The 14,766-nt window shown below is 66.8% G+C and carries 17 protein-coding genes and 1 tRNA gene; 6 read left to right on the top strand and 12 right to left on the bottom strand.

The features are described from left to right. Positions 1 to 85 precede the first annotated feature (85 nt). Both ffh and C7416_RS11670 read left to right on the top strand, forming a co-directional pair. The gene (gene ffh / locus C7416_RS11675; RefSeq protein ID WP_111519118.1) at positions 86 to 1,480 is read left to right on the top strand and encodes a signal recognition particle protein; all 1,395 of its coding nucleotides are present in this window, start codon (positions 86 to 88) and stop codon (positions 1,478 to 1,480) included. A gap of 54 nt (positions 1,481 to 1,534) precedes the next feature. Then, on the top strand, positions 1,535 to 2,077 hold the full coding sequence (locus C7416_RS11670) for a hypoxanthine-guanine phosphoribosyltransferase (RefSeq protein ID WP_111519117.1): 543 nt from the start codon (positions 1,535 to 1,537) through the stop codon (positions 2,075 to 2,077). A gap of 59 nt (positions 2,078 to 2,136) precedes the next feature. Here C7416_RS11670 and C7416_RS11665 read toward each other — a convergent pair whose 3' ends face one another. From C7416_RS11665 to C7416_RS11640, 6 genes are all read right to left on the bottom strand, one after another. Continuing rightward, on the bottom strand, positions 2,137 to 2,760 hold the full coding sequence (locus C7416_RS11665) for a LysE family translocator (RefSeq protein ID WP_111519116.1): 624 nt from the start codon (positions 2,758 to 2,760) through the stop codon (positions 2,137 to 2,139). A 135-nt stretch (positions 2,761 to 2,895) separates the two neighbouring features. After that, positions 2,896 to 3,558 (bottom strand): LysE family translocator, encoded by a 663-nt coding sequence (locus C7416_RS11660; RefSeq protein ID WP_111519115.1) that lies wholly within the window; start codon positions 3,556 to 3,558, stop codon positions 2,896 to 2,898. A gap of 88 nt (positions 3,559 to 3,646) precedes the next feature. Then, positions 3,647 to 4,528, bottom strand: a complete 882-nt coding sequence (locus C7416_RS11655) for an AraC family transcriptional regulator (protein ID WP_111519114.1) — start codon at positions 4,526 to 4,528, stop codon at positions 3,647 to 3,649. Further along, on the bottom strand, positions 4,492 to 5,382 hold the full coding sequence (locus C7416_RS11650) for a 2OG-Fe(II) oxygenase (RefSeq protein WP_111519113.1): 891 nt from the start codon (positions 5,380 to 5,382) through the stop codon (positions 4,492 to 4,494). Before C7416_RS11650 ends, C7416_RS11655 begins: the two co-directional genes overlap by 37 nt. Continuing rightward, a complete protein-coding gene (locus C7416_RS11645; protein WP_111519112.1) occupies positions 5,379 to 6,140 on the bottom strand; it encodes a lytic transglycosylase domain-containing protein in 762 nt (253 codons plus the stop codon). Before C7416_RS11645 ends, C7416_RS11650 begins: the two co-directional genes overlap by 4 nt. Positions 6,141 to 6,145: 5 nt before the next feature. Further along, positions 6,146 to 7,867: a proline--tRNA ligase gene (locus C7416_RS11640; protein WP_111519111.1), complete on the bottom strand. Its 1,722-nt coding sequence runs from the start codon at positions 7,865 to 7,867 to the stop codon at positions 6,146 to 6,148. A gap of 193 nt (positions 7,868 to 8,060) precedes the next feature. Here C7416_RS11640 and C7416_RS11635 point away from each other — a divergent pair, with 193 nt between their 5' ends. Both C7416_RS11635 and C7416_RS11630 read left to right on the top strand, forming a co-directional pair. Further along, positions 8,061 to 8,744, top strand: coding sequence for an RNA pyrophosphohydrolase (locus C7416_RS11635; protein ID WP_111519110.1), 684 nt, complete (start codon positions 8,061 to 8,063; stop codon positions 8,742 to 8,744). Then, complete coding sequence (locus C7416_RS11630) at positions 8,737 to 9,318, top strand: CNP1-like family protein (protein WP_111519109.1); 582 nt, start codon at positions 8,737 to 8,739, stop codon at positions 9,316 to 9,318. Before C7416_RS11635 ends, C7416_RS11630 begins: the two co-directional genes overlap by 8 nt. Before the next feature lie 80 nt (positions 9,319 to 9,398). On the opposite strand, the gene proB is transcribed toward C7416_RS11630, so the two are convergent. The 4 genes from proB to rplU all read right to left on the bottom strand — a co-directional run bounded on the left by proB (position 9,399) and on the right by rplU (position 12,395). Next, entirely contained in the window at positions 9,399 to 10,517 is a 1,119-nt protein-coding gene (gene proB / locus C7416_RS11625) for a glutamate 5-kinase (RefSeq protein WP_111519108.1), read from the bottom strand. A gap of 47 nt (positions 10,518 to 10,564) precedes the next feature. Continuing rightward, positions 10,565 to 11,662, bottom strand: a complete 1,098-nt coding sequence (gene obgE, locus C7416_RS11620; RefSeq protein WP_062801793.1) for a GTPase ObgE — start codon at positions 11,660 to 11,662, stop codon at positions 10,565 to 10,567. A gap of 121 nt (positions 11,663 to 11,783) precedes the next feature. Then, a complete protein-coding gene (rpmA, locus tag C7416_RS11615; protein ID WP_092306246.1) occupies positions 11,784 to 12,044 on the bottom strand; it encodes a 50S ribosomal protein L27 in 261 nt (86 codons plus the stop codon). Positions 12,045 to 12,083: 39 nt separating this feature from the next. Continuing rightward, complete coding sequence (rplU, locus tag C7416_RS11610) at positions 12,084 to 12,395, bottom strand: 50S ribosomal protein L21 (protein WP_006576525.1); 312 nt, start codon at positions 12,393 to 12,395, stop codon at positions 12,084 to 12,086. 480 nt (positions 12,396 to 12,875) lie between these two features. Here rplU and ispB point away from each other — a divergent pair, with 480 nt between their 5' ends. Together ispB and C7416_RS11600 are read left to right on the top strand one after the other, a co-directional pair. Next, complete coding sequence (gene ispB / locus C7416_RS11605; RefSeq protein WP_092306243.1) at positions 12,876 to 13,805, top strand: octaprenyl diphosphate synthase; 930 nt, start codon at positions 12,876 to 12,878, stop codon at positions 13,803 to 13,805. A gap of 106 nt (positions 13,806 to 13,911) precedes the next feature. After that, a tRNA-Pro gene (locus C7416_RS11600) sits at positions 13,912 to 13,988 on the top strand. 67 nt (positions 13,989 to 14,055) lie between these two features. Here C7416_RS11600 and C7416_RS11595 read toward each other — a convergent pair. Continuing rightward, positions 14,056 to 14,367 (bottom strand): helix-turn-helix domain-containing protein, encoded by a 312-nt coding sequence (locus C7416_RS11595; protein ID WP_240988193.1) that lies wholly within the window; start codon positions 14,365 to 14,367, stop codon positions 14,056 to 14,058. Beyond that, positions 14,357 to 14,695 (bottom strand): type II toxin-antitoxin system RelE/ParE family toxin, encoded by a 339-nt coding sequence (locus tag C7416_RS11590; RefSeq protein WP_111519106.1) that lies wholly within the window; start codon positions 14,693 to 14,695, stop codon positions 14,357 to 14,359. Before C7416_RS11590 ends, C7416_RS11595 begins: the two co-directional genes overlap by 11 nt. Positions 14,696 to 14,766 lie beyond the last annotated feature (71 nt).

The raw sequence follows: 14,766 nt of genomic DNA, 5'->3' as shown, positions 1-14,766 counted from the left end.
CGGTGTTCCAGGCCCGCCCCGTGTGCCGGACTGCCTCCCGATTTCAGCCCCGAGCCCTGCTCCGACTTTTCCCCCGATTCCTGCCATGCTGGACAATCTCACTCAACGCCTGGCGCGCGTGGTCAAGACCATGCGCGGCGAGGCGCGCCTGACCGAGGCCAATACCGCCGAGATGCTGCGCGAAGTGCGCCTTGCCATGCTCGAAGCCGACGTGGCGCTGCCGGTCGTGCGCGAATTTGTCGCCCGCGTGAAGGAAAAGGCCATGGGCGAAGAGGTGGTCAGCAGCCTGACCCCTGGCCAGGCCCTGGTCGGCGTGGTCCAGCGCGAGCTGACCGCGGTGATCGGCGGCGCCGAGGCCGCCGGCGGCAACAATAAAGAGTCCGAGCTGAACCTGGCGGTGCAGCCGCCCGCCATCATCCTGATGGCCGGCCTGCAGGGCGCGGGCAAGACCACCACCGCCGGCAAGCTGGCCAAGTGGCTCAAGGAAAACAAAAAGAAGAAGGTGCTGACGGTCTCGTGCGACGTCTACCGCCCCGCCGCCATCGCCCAGCTCAAGACCGTGTCCGAGCAGGTCGGCGCGGAGTTCTTCCCGTCGCAGCCCGACCAGAAGCCGGTGGACATCGCCCGCGCGGCGGTGGACTGGGCGCGCAAGCATTACCACGACGTGCTGATCGTCGACACGGCCGGCCGGCTGGGTATCGACGAGGCCATGATGCAGGAAATCGCCGCGCTGCACGCCGAACTGAAGCCGGCCGAAACGCTGTTCGTGGTCGATGCCATGCTGGGCCAGGACGCGGTCAACACCGCCAAGGCCTTCAATGACACCCTGCCGCTGACCGGCGTGGTGCTGACCAAGCTGGACGGCGATGCGCGCGGCGGCGCGGCGCTGTCGGTGCGCCATATCACCGGCCGCCCGATCAAGTTCGTCGGCGTCGGCGAAAAGCTCGATGGCCTGGAGCCGTTCTACCCGGACCGCATGGCCCAGCGCATCCTGGGCATGGGCGACATCCTCGCGCTGGTCGAGGAAGCCCAGCGCGGCGTCGACATGGAAGCGGCCGAGAAGCTGGCCAAGAAGATCAAGAAGACCGGCGACTTCGACCTGGAAGACTTCAAGGCGCAGATCGGCCAGATGAAGAAGATGGGCGGCCTGGGCAGCCTGGTCGACAAGCTGCCGGCGCAGTTCGCCCAGCAGGCGCAGGGCGCCAACATGGACCAGGCCGAGAAGCAGGTGGCGCGCATGGAAGGCATCATCAACAGCATGACCCCGGCCGAGCGCGCCAAGCCGGACCTGATCAAGGCCAGCCGCAAGCGCCGCATCGCCGCGGGCGCCGGCGTGCCGGTGCAGGAGGTCAACCGCCTGCTCAACCAGTTCGACCAGATGCAGTCCATGATGAAGAAGCTCAAGGGCGGCGGCATGATGAAGATGATGCGCCAGATGGGCGCGATGAAGGGCGGCATGAAGGGCCTCTTCAACCGCTGAAGCCGGCCGCCGCAAGCCGAACTGCCTCCCCCGCAAAAGAACAGGAAAGACATCATGATGAGCGCCGAACAGGCCCGCGAGCTGTGGGCCAATTCCGAAGAAATCGTCTCCGCCGCGGAAGTCCAGGCATCGCTGGACCGCATGGCCGCCGACATTACCGCCAGGATGGGCAATGACTTCCCGCTGGTGCTGTCGGTGATGGGCGGTGCGGTGGTCTTCACCGGCATGCTGCTGCCCAAGCTGGCGTTCCCGCTGGAGTTCGACTACATCCACCTCTCGCGCTACAACAACAAGACCGTCGGCGGCGAGATGCAATGGCGCGTGGCCCCGCGCGAATCGGTCAAGGACCGCGTGGTGCTGGTGCTGGACGACATCCTCGACGAAGGCGAGACCATGGCCGCGATCCGCCAGCGCATCATGGACATGGGCGCCCGGGAATTCCACGCCGCGGTGCTGTGCGAGAAGACGCTGAGCAAGGCCAAGCCCATGCATCCGGATTTCTGCGGCTTTGCGGTGCCGGACCGCTATGTGTTCGGCTGCGGCATGGATGCCAAAGGGTATTGGCGCAACCTGGATTCGATCCGGGCGCTGGTTTGATTTCGCTTGACTGATGGTCTGCTCCTCTCTGCCGCGCGCGGGAGAGAGGAGCAAACAGGTCAAGCCTGGTGCGTCCCCAAAATCGGCCACAGCGACGCCAGCAGCAACACCGCCATCCCGATATTGAACGCCCGCAGCACCTTCGGCCGCGCCAGCCAGCGCCGCAGCGCCGAGCCGCACAACGCCCACATCGCCACGCTGGGCAGGTTCACCACCCCGAAGATCCCCGACAGCAGCAGCACGTTGAGCCACAGGTTGCCGTGCAGCACGTAGGTGCTGCAGGCGCCGACCGCCATCACCCACGCCTTGGGATTGACCCACTGGAACGCCGCGGCGGCCCAGAAGCCCATCGGCCGCGCCACCTGCTGGTCCTGCACGCCGCCGGCAGTGGCCAGCTTCCACGCCAGCCAGACCAGGTAGACCGTCGCCACCACGCGCAGCACTTGCCAGGTCCACGGAAAGGCATGGAACAGCGAGCCCAAGCCCAGCCCGACCAGCCCTACCATCAGCGCGAAGCCGATGCTGACACCGAGCAGGTGCGGCACCGTGCGCACGAAGCCGAAGTTGACGCCGGAGGCGAGCAGCATCGTGTTGTTCGGACCGGGGGTGATCGACGACACCAGCGCAAAGCCGGCAAAGGCGGCGAAGACACCGGCGCCGGCGGCGAGTTGGGACACTTCCATGACTGACTCCAAGGGGCATTCATCTGCTTTCGGGAAATCAGTCTACGGTCACTTAACGGTACAGTACCGGTACACTTTGAGGGAAATACGCCGATACAGGGCCGCCCCACCTGCCCCGCTTCGCAGGCAGCCTGCTCACCGCAGCGCGTGCCAGGCGACGCCCAGCGCCAGCAGCCACAGCACGGCTCCGGTCGCGCGCTCGACCCACCGCACCGAACGCCCGAAGCGCGCGGCGATTGCCGGATGCCCGATGCCATAGGCCACCAGCAGGTCCCAGCCGAGCACGACCGCGAACATCCAGACCCCATAGGCCAGTTGTACCCCCGGCGGCGTGCGGCTGGCGGCCAGCACCGAAAACAGGCTGGCGTAGAACAGCCCGTTCTTCGGGTTCAGCACCGCGGACAGGAAGCCGCTGGCAAGCTGGGCCAGCCCGGCCGCGGGCGCGGGCCTCGCGGCGGCATCGGCCGCCGGGATCGACAGTTCGCCGGAGGCGTTCAGCAGGCGCCAGCCCAGCCACGCCAGGTAGGCACAGCCGGCCCACTGCAACGCCGTAAACAGCGGCGGCGAATCCCGCATCGCGGCCACGCCGGCCAGCGCCAGGCCGATAAAGACGCCATTGCCCAGCGCAATGCCCAGGCAGACGGTGCCGGCGCGCCGCGGCCCGTGCAGCAGCGCGCTGCGCACCACCAGGAAGAAATCCGGCCCGGGGCTGAGCAGCGCCAGCGCATGCGCGCCGGCCACCATGGCGAATTGCTGCCACGGCAATGCCCCGGGGGCGAGATCGAAAACCATATCCATGCCGACCCTCCGTAAAGAGTCCGCAGTGTGGTGCGCACGGCGGTGGCCGGTCTTGAAGAAAGTTGCGGTGTGGCGCCAGGCCCGCGCCTCAGGCGGCGCGCTGGTACCCGCGCGGTGTCATGGCCACGCGCTGCTTGAAGGCGCGCTGGAAGTGGCTCTGGTCGGCAAACCCCAGCGCCAGTGCGACCTCGGCCAGCGCCGCGCCCTGCCGCAGCAGGCGGCGCCCATGCTGGATGCGCAGGTCGAGCTGGTAGGCGTGCGGCGTCATGCCGGTTTCGGCGCGGAAGGCCCGCACCAGGTGGTAGCGGCTCAGGCCGCAGGCGCGCGCCAGTTCGGCCAGCGGCAACCGCTCGGCATGGCGCTCGTGCAGCAGCTCGCACAACTGCGCCACGCGGGCGGAGACGGCGGCCGGTAGCGGCAGTGTCAGGATGGTTGCGCCGGTGTCGATGGCGGCATGCAGGTCGCCGATGAAGGCCACCAGCGCGGCCTCTTTCTCGACGCTGTCGGCGGGCGAGAACAGCGTGCGGTTCAACTCGCAGACCAGCCGGTAGACCGCCCGCGACGCCATCACGCGTGCCGGCAGACAGGTCCGCGCCGCACTGTCCTCGTCGAGCACAGCCGCGACCCACGCCGGATCGAAATGCAGCATCTGGTAGCTCCAGCGCCCATCCGGCACCGGATTGCAGGCATGGACCTGCTGCGCCGGGATCACCACCACCGCGCCCGGCGCGAGCACGGCGCTGTCATCGCCGCAGGCAAAGCGGCTGGTGCCGCCGTCGACGGCGCCGACCGACAGGGTGGGATGGCTATGCGGCAGGTAGCTGGCGCTGCTGTGGCTGGCGCGCCGGCTTTCGGCAAACGGCAGCGCGGGATCGGCCCACCAGCGGCTGGCGGCCGGGGCAGACGGTGCTGCTGGTGCTGCCGTGGGGTGGCTCACGCCGCGCTGCGGTACGGCCGTTCGCGCAGCCATTTGGTGGCGATCCACTTTTCGCCGGCGGCCACCGGCAGGCCCGCGTGCAGGGTGCGGTCATCGAGCGTGCCGTCGGGCAGCAGGTAGCTGAAGTAGACCGCGTTGCCCTTGACCGGCGCCACCTCCAGGCCCACGCGCGGGAACGCGGTGGCGCCGCCCGCCTCGGGCGTGTTCAGGTAGATCACCAGCGTGGCGATGCGCTGGCCGCCGACGGACAGCTGCCGCGCTTCGCCGGGGCGCTGCGGATTGAAGAAGTCGAAGTGCGGCTGGTATTCGCCGCCCGGCTTGTAGTTGAGGATCTGCAGCCCTTCGCCATGCTCGGCCGGCACCCCCGTGACCGCGGCGATGCGGGCCTCGATGCGCGCGATCAGGGCGTGCTCGGCCACCTGGAACATCGCGCCCATGCTGGTGCGGGCATCGATCAGGTTCTCGTCGCCGGTGTCGGGATTGACCACCGGCGAGCGCGCCAGCCGGCCGCGCGACAGCGCCACCAGCGCATCGCACTCGTCGTCGCTCAGCAGCTGCTGGAACAGCTGCACCTTGGGCGACGCCAGCCGGAACAGCACCGGCACCTGGCGGTCGCCGCCGTCGGCGGCGTAGACCGCGGGCGTTCCGGCGGCGGCCGCTTCAGCCGGCGCGGGCCGTGCCGGCGCCGCGCCGCCGGTGTCCCGGGCAAACGCCGCGGCCACGGCGCGGCGCGCGAAGGCGTCGTCGTAGCCCGAGCGCAGCATCGACAGCACCAGTGCATCGGCGGCAAAGCCCTGGGCGATATGCCGGGCCAGCCATTGTTCGAGTTCGGGCGAGGATTCGGTGTAGCCGGCCTTGCTGCCGGCAACGGATGCTTCGCGGATCATGACGGATTGGCTGCGACGCGCTGCGACGAGAACGGGTTGCCGGCCGGCGGCTCCGCCACCGGCGCGCGCGGGCGCGACGGCGCGATCTCGGCATCGCCGGCCACGGTGACGGTGGCTTCGGAATACTGCCAGCGCTTCCATGCCGCCAGCACCGCGTTGGGATATTCCGGGCGCCCGCGGCTGCCGTTGTAGCGGCCCAGCGCCAGGTACAGGTCGCCCTGCTCGCGGTCCAGGTAATAGCGCAGGATGGTGCAGCCGTAGCGCAGGTTGCTCTGCAGGTGGAACAGCTTGCGCGCATCGCTGTCGCCGATGGTGCGCACCCAGAACGGCATCACCTGCATCAGCCCGCGCGCGCCGGCCGAACTGATCGCGTACTTGCGGAAGTTGCTTTCGACCTGGATCAGGCCCAGCACCAGCGCCGGCTCCAGGCCGGCGCGCTTGGCTTCGTAGTAGGCCACCTCGATCAGCTCGACCCGCACCTGCGGCTCGGGGATGCGCGCGGCCAGCCGCGCCGACATCTCGCCCAGCCACTTGAGGTAGGCCAGGCGCTCGCCGCCGGACGCGAACACCGGCCGCAGCGGCCGGTCATCGGCGATGGCCGCGGCCAGCGCGCCGCGCACGGAATCGGCCAGGTCTTCTTCCTTCTGCGCGCCGGCGTGCGCCGCCGTGGCCGCCACGGCCAGCAGCGCTACCAGCAGCGCGCCCGCCAGGCGGCGGGCGGCGGCAGTTGCGGCGGTCAGGCCGCGGACGGCGCGCATGGGGCTCAGTTCGCCAGCAGGTTGCGCACGTGGGCGACCACCTCGGCCACGCCGACGGCGGTGGCCTGCGCGTCGCGCCGGCCCTGGTACTCGACCTTGCCTTCCTTCAGGCCCCGGTCGCCCACCACCACGCGGTGCGGCACGCCGATCAGTTCCCAGTCGGCGAACATCACGCCCGGGCGCTCGCCGCGGTCGTCGAGGATCACGTCGACGCCGGCCGCCAGCAGCTCGGCGTGGATGCGGTCGGCCTCAGCCTTGACGGCCTCGGAGCGGTCATAGCCCACCGGGCAGATCACCACCGCGAACGGGGCGATCGCGGCCGGCCAGATGATGCCGCGCTCGTCGAAGTTCTGCTCGATCGCCGCGCCCAGGATGCGGGTGATGCCGATGCCGTAGCAGCCCATCTGCATCGGCTGGGTCTTGCCGTTCTCGTCGAGGAAGGTGGCGTTCATCGATTCCGAGTAGCGCGTGCCCAGCATGAACACGTGGCCCACCTCGATGCCGCGGCAGATTTCCAGCGTGCCCTGGCCGTCCGGCGAGGCGTCGCCCGCCACCACGTTGCGCAGGTCGGCCACGATCGGCTCGGGCAGGTCGCGGCCCCAGTTGACGCCGGTGTAGTGGTAGTCGCGGTAGTTGGCGCCGCAGACGAAGTCGCTCATGTTGGCGACTGTGCGGTCGGCCACCACCTTGACCGGCTTCTTCATGTCGATCGGGCCCAGATAGCCGGGCGGCGAGCCGAAGGCTTCGACGATCTCATCCTCGGTGGCGAAGCGGAACTCGGCCAGCCCCGGCACCTTCGAGGCCTTGATCTCGTTCAGTTCGTGGTCGGCGCGGATCAGCAGCAGCCAGATCTGGGTGCCGGCGTCGCCCTCGGTGGCCAGCACGATCGACTTGACGTTGGTCTCGAGCGGGAGGTTCAGGAATTCGGCCACCTGCTCGCACTTGACCTTCTCCGGGGTGAAGGTTTTGACCAGATCCTGCTTGGGCGCAGCGCGCTCAGTCAGCAGCGGCAGCGCCTCAGCCGCCTCCATGTTGGCGGCGTAGGCCGAGGTCGGGCAGTAGACGATGGCGTCTTCGCCGGTTTCGGCGATCACGTGGAACTCATGCGAGCCCGAGCCGCCGATGGCGCCGTTGTCGGCCGCCACGGCGCGGAACTCCAGCCCGAAGCGGCGGAAGATGCGCACGTAGGCGTCGTACATGTTCTCGTACGACTTGCGCAGGCCGTCGGTGTCGCGGTCGAAGGAGTAGGCGTCCTTCATGGTGAACTCGCGCCCGCGCATGATGCCGAAGCGCGGCCGGCGCTCGTCGCGGAACTTGGTCTGGATCTGGTAGAAATTGAGCGGCAGCTGCTTGTAGCTGCGGATATCGCTGCGGGCGATGTCGGTCACCACCTCCTCGGAGGTGGGCTGGACCGCGAAGTCGCGCTCATGGCGGTCCTTCAGGCGCAGCAACTCGGGCCCCATCTTGTCCCAGCGGCCGGTCTCCTGCCACAGTTCGGCCGGCTGGATCACCGGCATGGACAGTTCCACCGCGCCGGCGCGGTTCATTTCCTCGCGCACGATGTTCTCCACCTTGCGGATCACGCGCAGGCCGACCGGCATGTAGGTGTAGATGCCGGCGCCCAGCTTCTTGATCATGCCGGCGCGCATCATCAGCTTGTGCGAAACGATTTCCGCGTCGGCGGGCGCTTCCTTGAGGGTGGAAATGAAGAATTGCGAGGCTTTCATCCGTAATTTCTCTCTGGGCCGCCGAGGTCGGAAAAATCCGTCCCGGCACAATCCGGGGGGCTGGCGGCGCTGAATTATGCGCACGCGCCTGAAACTGCCCTTCCGCTCGGGGAAAACCACCATCCCCCGGTCCGGGCCCGGCTGCGCGCTTCCTTTATAATCAGCGTAATTCTAAAGGATTCGAGGTGCAGTCATGCTCGATCGTGAAGGCTTTCGCCCGAACGTCGGCATCATCCTCCTCAACGCAAGAAACGAGGTTTTCTGGGGCAAGCGAATCGGCGAACACTCCTGGCAGTTTCCGCAGGGCGGCATCAAGTACGGCGAAACGCCGGAACAGGCCATGTACCGCGAACTGCATGAGGAAATCGGCCTGCTTCCGGAGCACGTCAGGATCGTCGGTCGCACGCGCGACTGGCTGCGTTACGAGGTGCCGGACAAGTTCATCCGCCGCGAGATCCGCGGCCACTACAAGGGCCAGAAACAAATCTGGTTCCTGCTGCGCATGGCCGGCAGGGACTGCGACATCCACCTGCGCGCCACCGAGCACCCGGAGTTCGACGCCTGGCGCTGGAGCCATTACTGGGTGCCGCTCGAGGCCGTGATCGAGTTCAAGCGCGATGTCTACCAGATGGCGCTGACGGAATTGTCGCGCTTCCTGAACCGGCACCCGCGCGTGCCGCTCAGCCCGTATGGGACGCATGGCAACCATGGCGCCCACGGCGTGCATGGTCGCCACGGCGGACCACGCGGCCAGGCGTTGAGCCGGGCGCAGGCCGCGCAGCAGGCCGACGCCGACGGCAATGCCGAAGCCCCGGCCACGGCCGACTACGTTTCGCCGGCGACGCCGGTATCCACTTCACGGAGCACTGATGACTAGTTTGACCGGCGTGGGCCGCCACGGCGGCCTGGGCGCTGCCGCATTGCTGCTTGCCGCGGCCAGCCTGGCGCTGGCCGGCTGCAAGACCACCGGCAAGGAGATGGCCGAGGAAGAAAGCACCTGGAACAACCCGTTCGCGCCAAAGACCTTCGAGGAAGCCAAGGCCATGCTGCCGGCCTTGCCGCAGGAGGCCAACCTGATTCCGTTCTCGGTGGCCGGCACCGGCACGCTATCGTTCGCGGTGGACAGCAAGTCGATCTCGGTGGGCAAGGACAACGTGGTGCGCTATACCGCCGTCACCACCAGCCAGAGCGGCGCCCGCAACGTGACCTTCGAAGGCATGCGCTGCGACGTGTTCGAGCGCAAGCTGTACGCCACCCTGCCCCCCGGCGCCACCGAGTGGGTGCCCAACACCAGCGACTACGGCGAGACCTGGCACCGCATGCAAACCGGGGTCCGCAACGCCTACGCCGCCACGCTCGCGATCGATTTCTTCTGCGAGGGCCGCACCGTGGCCGGCAAGCCCGCGGACATGGTGCGCGAGCTGCAATCGCGCGCGCCGCAAAAGCGCTGACGCCCCCGCAGACGCAACCGGTGCAGGCATAAAAAAACGGCGGGACTGCCAGGCAGTCCCGCCGTTTTTGCTTGCGTCGCTCAGACCAGCACCAGGTTGTCGCGATGGATCAGTTCGGGCTCGTTCAGGTGGCCGAGCACGGATTCGATCTCGGACGACGGTTTGCGCGCGATCAGTCGCGACTCCGCGCTGGAATAGTTGGTGATGCCGCGCGCCACCTCCTTGCCCTGCGCATCGACGCAGGCGATCACCTCGCCGCGGGCGAATTCGCCCTGCACCTCGACCACGCCGATCGGCAGCAGCGACTTGCCGCCGCCGGTCAGCTTCTCGACCGCGCCGTTGTCGATCACCACGCGCCCGCGCAGCTGCAGGTGGTCGGCCATCCATTGCTTGCGTGCCGTCAGCCTGCCGGTCGGCGCCAGCAGCTGGGTGCCGATGGCCTCGCCGGCGGCCAGGCGCTCCAGCACATTGGCCTCGCGGCCCGAGGCGATGGTGGTATGCGCGCCCGACTTGGCCGCGCGCTTGGCCGCCAGGATCTTGGTCAGCATGCCGCCGCGCCCGATCGCGGTGCCGGCGCCGCCGGCCATGGCTTCCAGCTCGGGCGTGCCGGCCAGGGCCTCGTCGACGAACTGCGCGGCCGGGTCCTTGCGCGGATCGGCGGTGTACAGCCCGCGCTGGTCGGTCAGGATCACCAGCGCGTCGCCTTCGATCAGGTTGGTCACGAGCGCGCCGAGCGTATCGTTGTCGCCGAACTTGATTTCGTCGGTGACCACGGTGTCGTTCTCGTTGATGATCGGCACCACGCCCAGCGACAGCAGCGTCAGCAGCGTGGAACGGGCGTTCAGGTAGCGCTCCCGGTCGGCCAGGTCGGCGTGGGTCAGCAGCACCTGCGCGGTGCGGATGCCATAGCGGCCGAACTGGCTCTCGTAGACCTGCGCCAGTCCCATCTGGCCGACCGCGGCGGCGGCCTGCAGCTCATGGATTTCCTTCGGGCGGCGCACCCAGCCGAGCCGCTGCATGCCTTCGGCAATGGCGCCGGAACTGACCAGCACCACTTCCTTGCCGGCCACGCGCAGCTTGGCGATCTGGGCCGCCCAGCGGGCGATGGCGTCGTGGTCCAGCCCCTTGCCGTCGTTGGTGACCAGGCTGGAACCCACTTTGACGACGATGCGCTTTGCCTGCGCGATGACCGATTGCATGGTGGAAATCCTGTCTCCGGAGTTCGTTCGGAACCGCTGATTCTTGTTTATGCCTCGCGCTGGTCCTGGTCGACGTTATGCAGGCGGTCGTCCAGGCGGATGTCCGGCTCTGCCAGCGCTGCGGCCTCCTCGGCCTTGATCGCCTGCAGGTGGTCCTTGATCGCGTAGATCAGCTCGCGGCAGCCTTCGCCGGTCAGTGCCGAGATCTGGAACACCGGACCCTTCCACTTGTAGCGCTTGAGGAAGTCCTTCACCTTGGCCGCGCGCTCGTCCTCGGGCACCATGTCGAGCTTGTTCAGCACCAGCCAGCGCGGCTTTTCATACAGGGTCTCGTCGTACTTCTTCAGCTCGTTGACGATGGCCTTGGCCTCGGCGACCGGGTCGACCGCCTCGTCGAACGGCGCCAGGTCGACGATATGCAGCAACAGACCGGTGCGCTGCAGGTGGCGCAGGAACTGGTGTCCCAGGCCCGCGCCCTCGGCCGCGCCCTCGATCAGGCCGGGAATGTCGGCGACCACGAACGATTGCTCGTGGTCCACGCGCACCACGCCCAGGTTGGGATGCAGCGTGGTGAACGGATAGTCCGCCACCTTGGGGCGCGCATTCGAGATATGCGAGATAAAGGTCGACTTGCCGGCATTGGGCATGCCCAGCAGGCCAACGTCGGCCAGCACCTTCAGCTCGAGCTTGAGCATGCGGCGCTCGCCCGGCTTGCCGTCGACCTGCTGGCGCGGCGCGCGGTTGGTACTGGACTTGAAATGCAGGTTGCCCCAGCCGCCCATGCCGCCTTCGGCCAGGCACACGCGCTGGCCGTGCTCGGTCAGGTCGGCGATGACCTCGCCAGTGTCCATGTCGGTGATCAGTGTGCCCACCGGCATGCGCAGCGTGATGTCTTCGCCGGCGGCGCCGTAGCAATCGGAGCCGCGGCCGTTCTCGCCGTTCTTCGCCACATGCTTCTTGGCGTAGCGGAAGTCGATCAGCGTATTGATATTGCGGTCCGCCACGGCGAACACGCTGCCGCCCCGGCCGCCGTCGCCACCATCCGGGCCGCCGAAGGGCACAAACTTCTCGCGCCGGAACGAGGCGCTGCCATTGCCGCCGTTGCCGGCGATGGCTTCGATTCGGGCTTCGTCGATGAACTTCATGATGGGTTTTCCGTGATGGATCGGCTGGGCTCGGCAGAGCGGGTGCCGGCGTAGTTTACTTCGCCAGAAAAGAAAAAGCCCCGCAAGCGTTGCGGGGCCTTTCGTCCTGCAAAGGCTGTTATCAGGCCGCCGGAACGACGCTGACTTGCTGCTTCTTGGCAGGGCCCTTGACGGCGAACTGCACGTGGCCGTCGACCAGGGCGAACAGCGTGTGGTCCTTGCCCACGCCGACGTTGTCGCCGGCATGCACGCGGGTACCGCGCTGGCGCACGATGATGCCGCCGGCGTTGATGGCCTGGCCACCAAACACCTTCACGCCCAGACGCTTCGATTCGGAATCACGGCCGTTCCGCGTGGAACCGCCGCCTTTTTTCTGTGCCATGTCTTACTCCTGTCGCTTTACCGGATTACGCTCGATCGATCAGGCAACGATCGCTTCGATGCGCAGTTCGGTGTAATTCTGACGATGGCCCTGACGCTTCTGGTAGTGCTTGCGACGGCGCATCTTGAAGATCTTCACCTTGTCGTGACGACCCTGGGAGATAACGGTAGCCTTGACGGAAGCCCCGCTCACCAGCGGCGTACCAAACTTGATTTGGTCGCCGGCGCCCACTGCGAGCACCTGGTCGAGCGTGATTTCTGCGCCAATGTCTGCCGGTATCTGTTCTACTTTCAGTTTTTCGCCAGCAGCAACCTTGTATTGCTTGCCGCCGGTTTTTACGACCGCGTACATTGTCGAACCTCTCGGATGTGAATAAAACGCCGAAGCCGCGCGATGCGGCCCGGTTATCTCCCACCGGCAAGGACCCGCAAGGCGAGCGACTACCGGAGGAAACCGGGAATTGTAAACGAGATCGGGTAAAACTGCAAAGAAAACAGGCACATAGCCTGTGAGCGGCGCGGCCGCCACAATCGGCGACCGCTGCGGATCAGGTCAGGTCGGCGAGCAGGAACCCGGCCAGTGCGGCAAACGCCACCCACCAGGCGGTGCGGCGCAGTTGGCGGCGAGGTAAGGGCTTGTCCATGGCTGCAATTATAGTGGCGCCGATGATCGGCGCCGCTGCGCGCATACCCTGAGCCCAGCGCCCGGCAAACTATGCGGGGCATGCGTAGAACGCCGCCCGCATCGCATATAATCGTCCGGTTTTGCGTAACGGTGATCATCTTGTCCCAGCCTTCCGCCACTGCCTTGCTTGCCCCGGTCGCTGCAGACATGCGCGCGGTCGATGCTGTTATCCGCCAGCGGCTGTCCTCTGAAGTCCCGCTGATCGAACAGATCGGCGAATACATCATCGGTGCCGGCGGCAAGCGCCTGCGCCCGGTGATCCTGCTGCTGACGGCGCGCGCGCTGGGCTACGACGGCAACCGCCACCACGAGCTGGCAGCCGTCGTCGAGTTCATCCACACCGCCACCCTGCTGCACGACGATGTGGTGGACGAGTCCGAGCTGCGGCGCGGGCGCGATACCGCCAACGCGGTGTTCGGCAACGCGGCCAGCGTGCTGGTGGGCGACTTCCTCTATTCGCGCGCGTTCCAGATGATGGTCGATGCCGGCAGCATGCGCATCATGGAAATCCTCTCCAACGCGACCAACGTGATCGCCGAAGGCGAGGTGCTGCAGCTGCTGAACATGCACGACCCCGACGTCACCGTCGAGCGCTACCTGCAGGTGATCCGCTACAAGACCGCCAAGCTGTTCGAGGCCGCCGCGCAACTGGGCGCGGTGCTGTCCGGCGCCGACGCGCAGATGGAAGAGGCCGCCGCCGAATATGGCCGCCGCATCGGCACCGCGTTCCAGCTGATCGACGACATGCTGGACTACACCGCCAGCGCCGAGCAGATGGGCAAGAACGCCGGCGACGACCTGCGCGAAGGCAAACCCACCCTGCCGCTGCTGCACCTGCTGGAGCACGGCACCGCCGAGCAGCGCCAGCTGGCCCGCGACGCGATCGTGCAGGGCGGCACCGAGCATTTCGACGCGGTCTTCGCCGCGATCCACGCCAGCGGCGCGCTCGAGGTCACCTTCGAAGCGGCACGGCGCGAAGCCGAAGCCGCCGAGCAGGCAGCCCGGCAGTTCCCGCCGTCCGAGCTGAAGGAAACGCTGATCCAGCTCTGCGCGTTCTCGCTGCAGCGCCAGTCCTGAGGCGGGACGAGCGGCGTTTTCCTCCACCCTCTTCCATTCCAAAAAAAACGCTGCTAAACTTACGTTCTTTGCTGCTGACGCTAAAACGTCTGCCGGCAAAACAAATCGGGGTGTAGCTTAGCCTGGTAGAGCGCTACGTTCGGGACGTAGAGGCCGGAGGTTCGAATCCTCTCACCCCGACCAGATTTAAGAAGCCGAATCAACGAAAGTTGGTTCGGCTTCTTGTCTTTCTACCCCTACCCCTTCCTCCTCAGCCCTTGATGGCTTTGCGCCGTCGCTTGAATGCCTTCAGCTCCGCCACGGAGAAAAGCTGGCTTCGCCCGACTTCCGCCCGTGGAGCCAGCTTGCCATCGCGCACCAGCCGGCGGAAGGTGGCAATCGAGATTTCGAGGTATTGGGCAGCCTCTGCCGCGGTGAAATCCTCCTCAGCCAGATGGCCGAAGACTTCCTCGTGCGAGAAATTCTCGTCACCAAAGGCCTGCTGCCCGATCAGTGTGAAGAACCTGACGCGCTCCCGCGGGGGCAACTCGCCGAGGGCATGCAGCAGATCTTCAGCAGTCATCGTGTCCATTCCTTTCTGCCTTCAGGTATTTCTTGAGCTCGTCATAGAAGTTCTCATGCGAGCTCACCTTGTAGAAATCGATCCATAGCACTTCAAGCGCCCCGCCTTTCGCGTTGAACTCCTGCGGCAGTACCCGGTAGGCGATCAGGTATTGCTGCCGGTTGAACCGGAATTTGTGCACCCGGATGCCACCCAAGTCCCCGATCTTCGCTTCCCCAAGCTCGGGCGCCGCACAGAGCTCCTCGACCTCGTCTTCGATCGCCAGTTGCAGCGGCTTGTGTGCCTTCTTGACGAACTGCGCGAAAGGCTTCTTGTAGTTTCGCCTCATGCGATGTTACACACTCAATTTTGATTCTATAACAGATCAGACTACGCCGGACGTCGGCGAGCCACCATGCC

Source organism: Cupriavidus phytorum, from assembly GCF_003254285.1.
Lineage (GTDB): Bacteria > Pseudomonadota > Gammaproteobacteria > Burkholderiales > Burkholderiaceae > Cupriavidus > Cupriavidus phytorum.
Note: the sequence above shows the minus strand (reverse complement) of the source record. Positions and strands in the feature narration are given on the sequence as shown.

Bases quoted from the DNA above. Each gene is read 5' to 3' on its own strand.
- ffh (WP_111519118.1), top strand. From the start codon at position 86: ATGCTGGACAATCTCACTCAACGCCTGGCGCGCGTGGTCAAGACCATG.
- C7416_RS11670 (WP_111519117.1), top strand. From the start codon at position 1,535: ATGATGAGCGCCGAACAGGCCCGCGAGCTGTGGGCCAATTCCGAAGAA.
- C7416_RS11665 (WP_111519116.1), bottom strand. From the start codon at position 2,760: ATGGAAGTGTCCCAACTCGCCGCCGGCGCCGGTGTCTTCGCCGCCTTT.
- C7416_RS11660 (WP_111519115.1), bottom strand. From the start codon at position 3,558: ATGGATATGGTTTTCGATCTCGCCCCCGGGGCATTGCCGTGGCAGCAA.
- C7416_RS11655 (WP_111519114.1), bottom strand. From the start codon at position 4,528: ATGGCTGCGCGAACGGCCGTACCGCAGCGCGGCGTGAGCCACCCCACG.
- C7416_RS11650 (WP_111519113.1), bottom strand. From the start codon at position 5,382: ATGATCCGCGAAGCATCCGTTGCCGGCAGCAAGGCCGGCTACACCGAA.
- C7416_RS11645 (WP_111519112.1), bottom strand. From the start codon at position 6,140: ATGCGCGCCGTCCGCGGCCTGACCGCCGCAACTGCCGCCGCCCGCCGC.
- C7416_RS11640 (WP_111519111.1), bottom strand. From the start codon at position 7,867: ATGAAAGCCTCGCAATTCTTCATTTCCACCCTCAAGGAAGCGCCCGCC.
- C7416_RS11635 (WP_111519110.1), top strand. From the start codon at position 8,061: ATGCTCGATCGTGAAGGCTTTCGCCCGAACGTCGGCATCATCCTCCTC.
- C7416_RS11630 (WP_111519109.1), top strand. From the start codon at position 8,737: ATGACTAGTTTGACCGGCGTGGGCCGCCACGGCGGCCTGGGCGCTGCC.
- proB (WP_111519108.1), bottom strand. From the start codon at position 10,517: ATGCAATCGGTCATCGCGCAGGCAAAGCGCATCGTCGTCAAAGTGGGT.
- obgE (WP_062801793.1), bottom strand. From the start codon at position 11,662: ATGAAGTTCATCGACGAAGCCCGAATCGAAGCCATCGCCGGCAACGGC.
- rpmA (WP_092306246.1), bottom strand. From the start codon at position 12,044: ATGGCACAGAAAAAAGGCGGCGGTTCCACGCGGAACGGCCGTGATTCC.
- rplU (WP_006576525.1), bottom strand. From the start codon at position 12,395: ATGTACGCGGTCGTAAAAACCGGCGGCAAGCAATACAAGGTTGCTGCT.
- ispB (WP_092306243.1), top strand. From the start codon at position 12,876: ATGCGCGCGGTCGATGCTGTTATCCGCCAGCGGCTGTCCTCTGAAGTC.
- C7416_RS11595 (WP_240988193.1), bottom strand. From the start codon at position 14,367: ATGACTGCTGAAGATCTGCTGCATGCCCTCGGCGAGTTGCCCCCGCGG.
- C7416_RS11590 (WP_111519106.1), bottom strand. From the start codon at position 14,695: ATGAGGCGAAACTACAAGAAGCCTTTCGCGCAGTTCGTCAAGAAGGCA.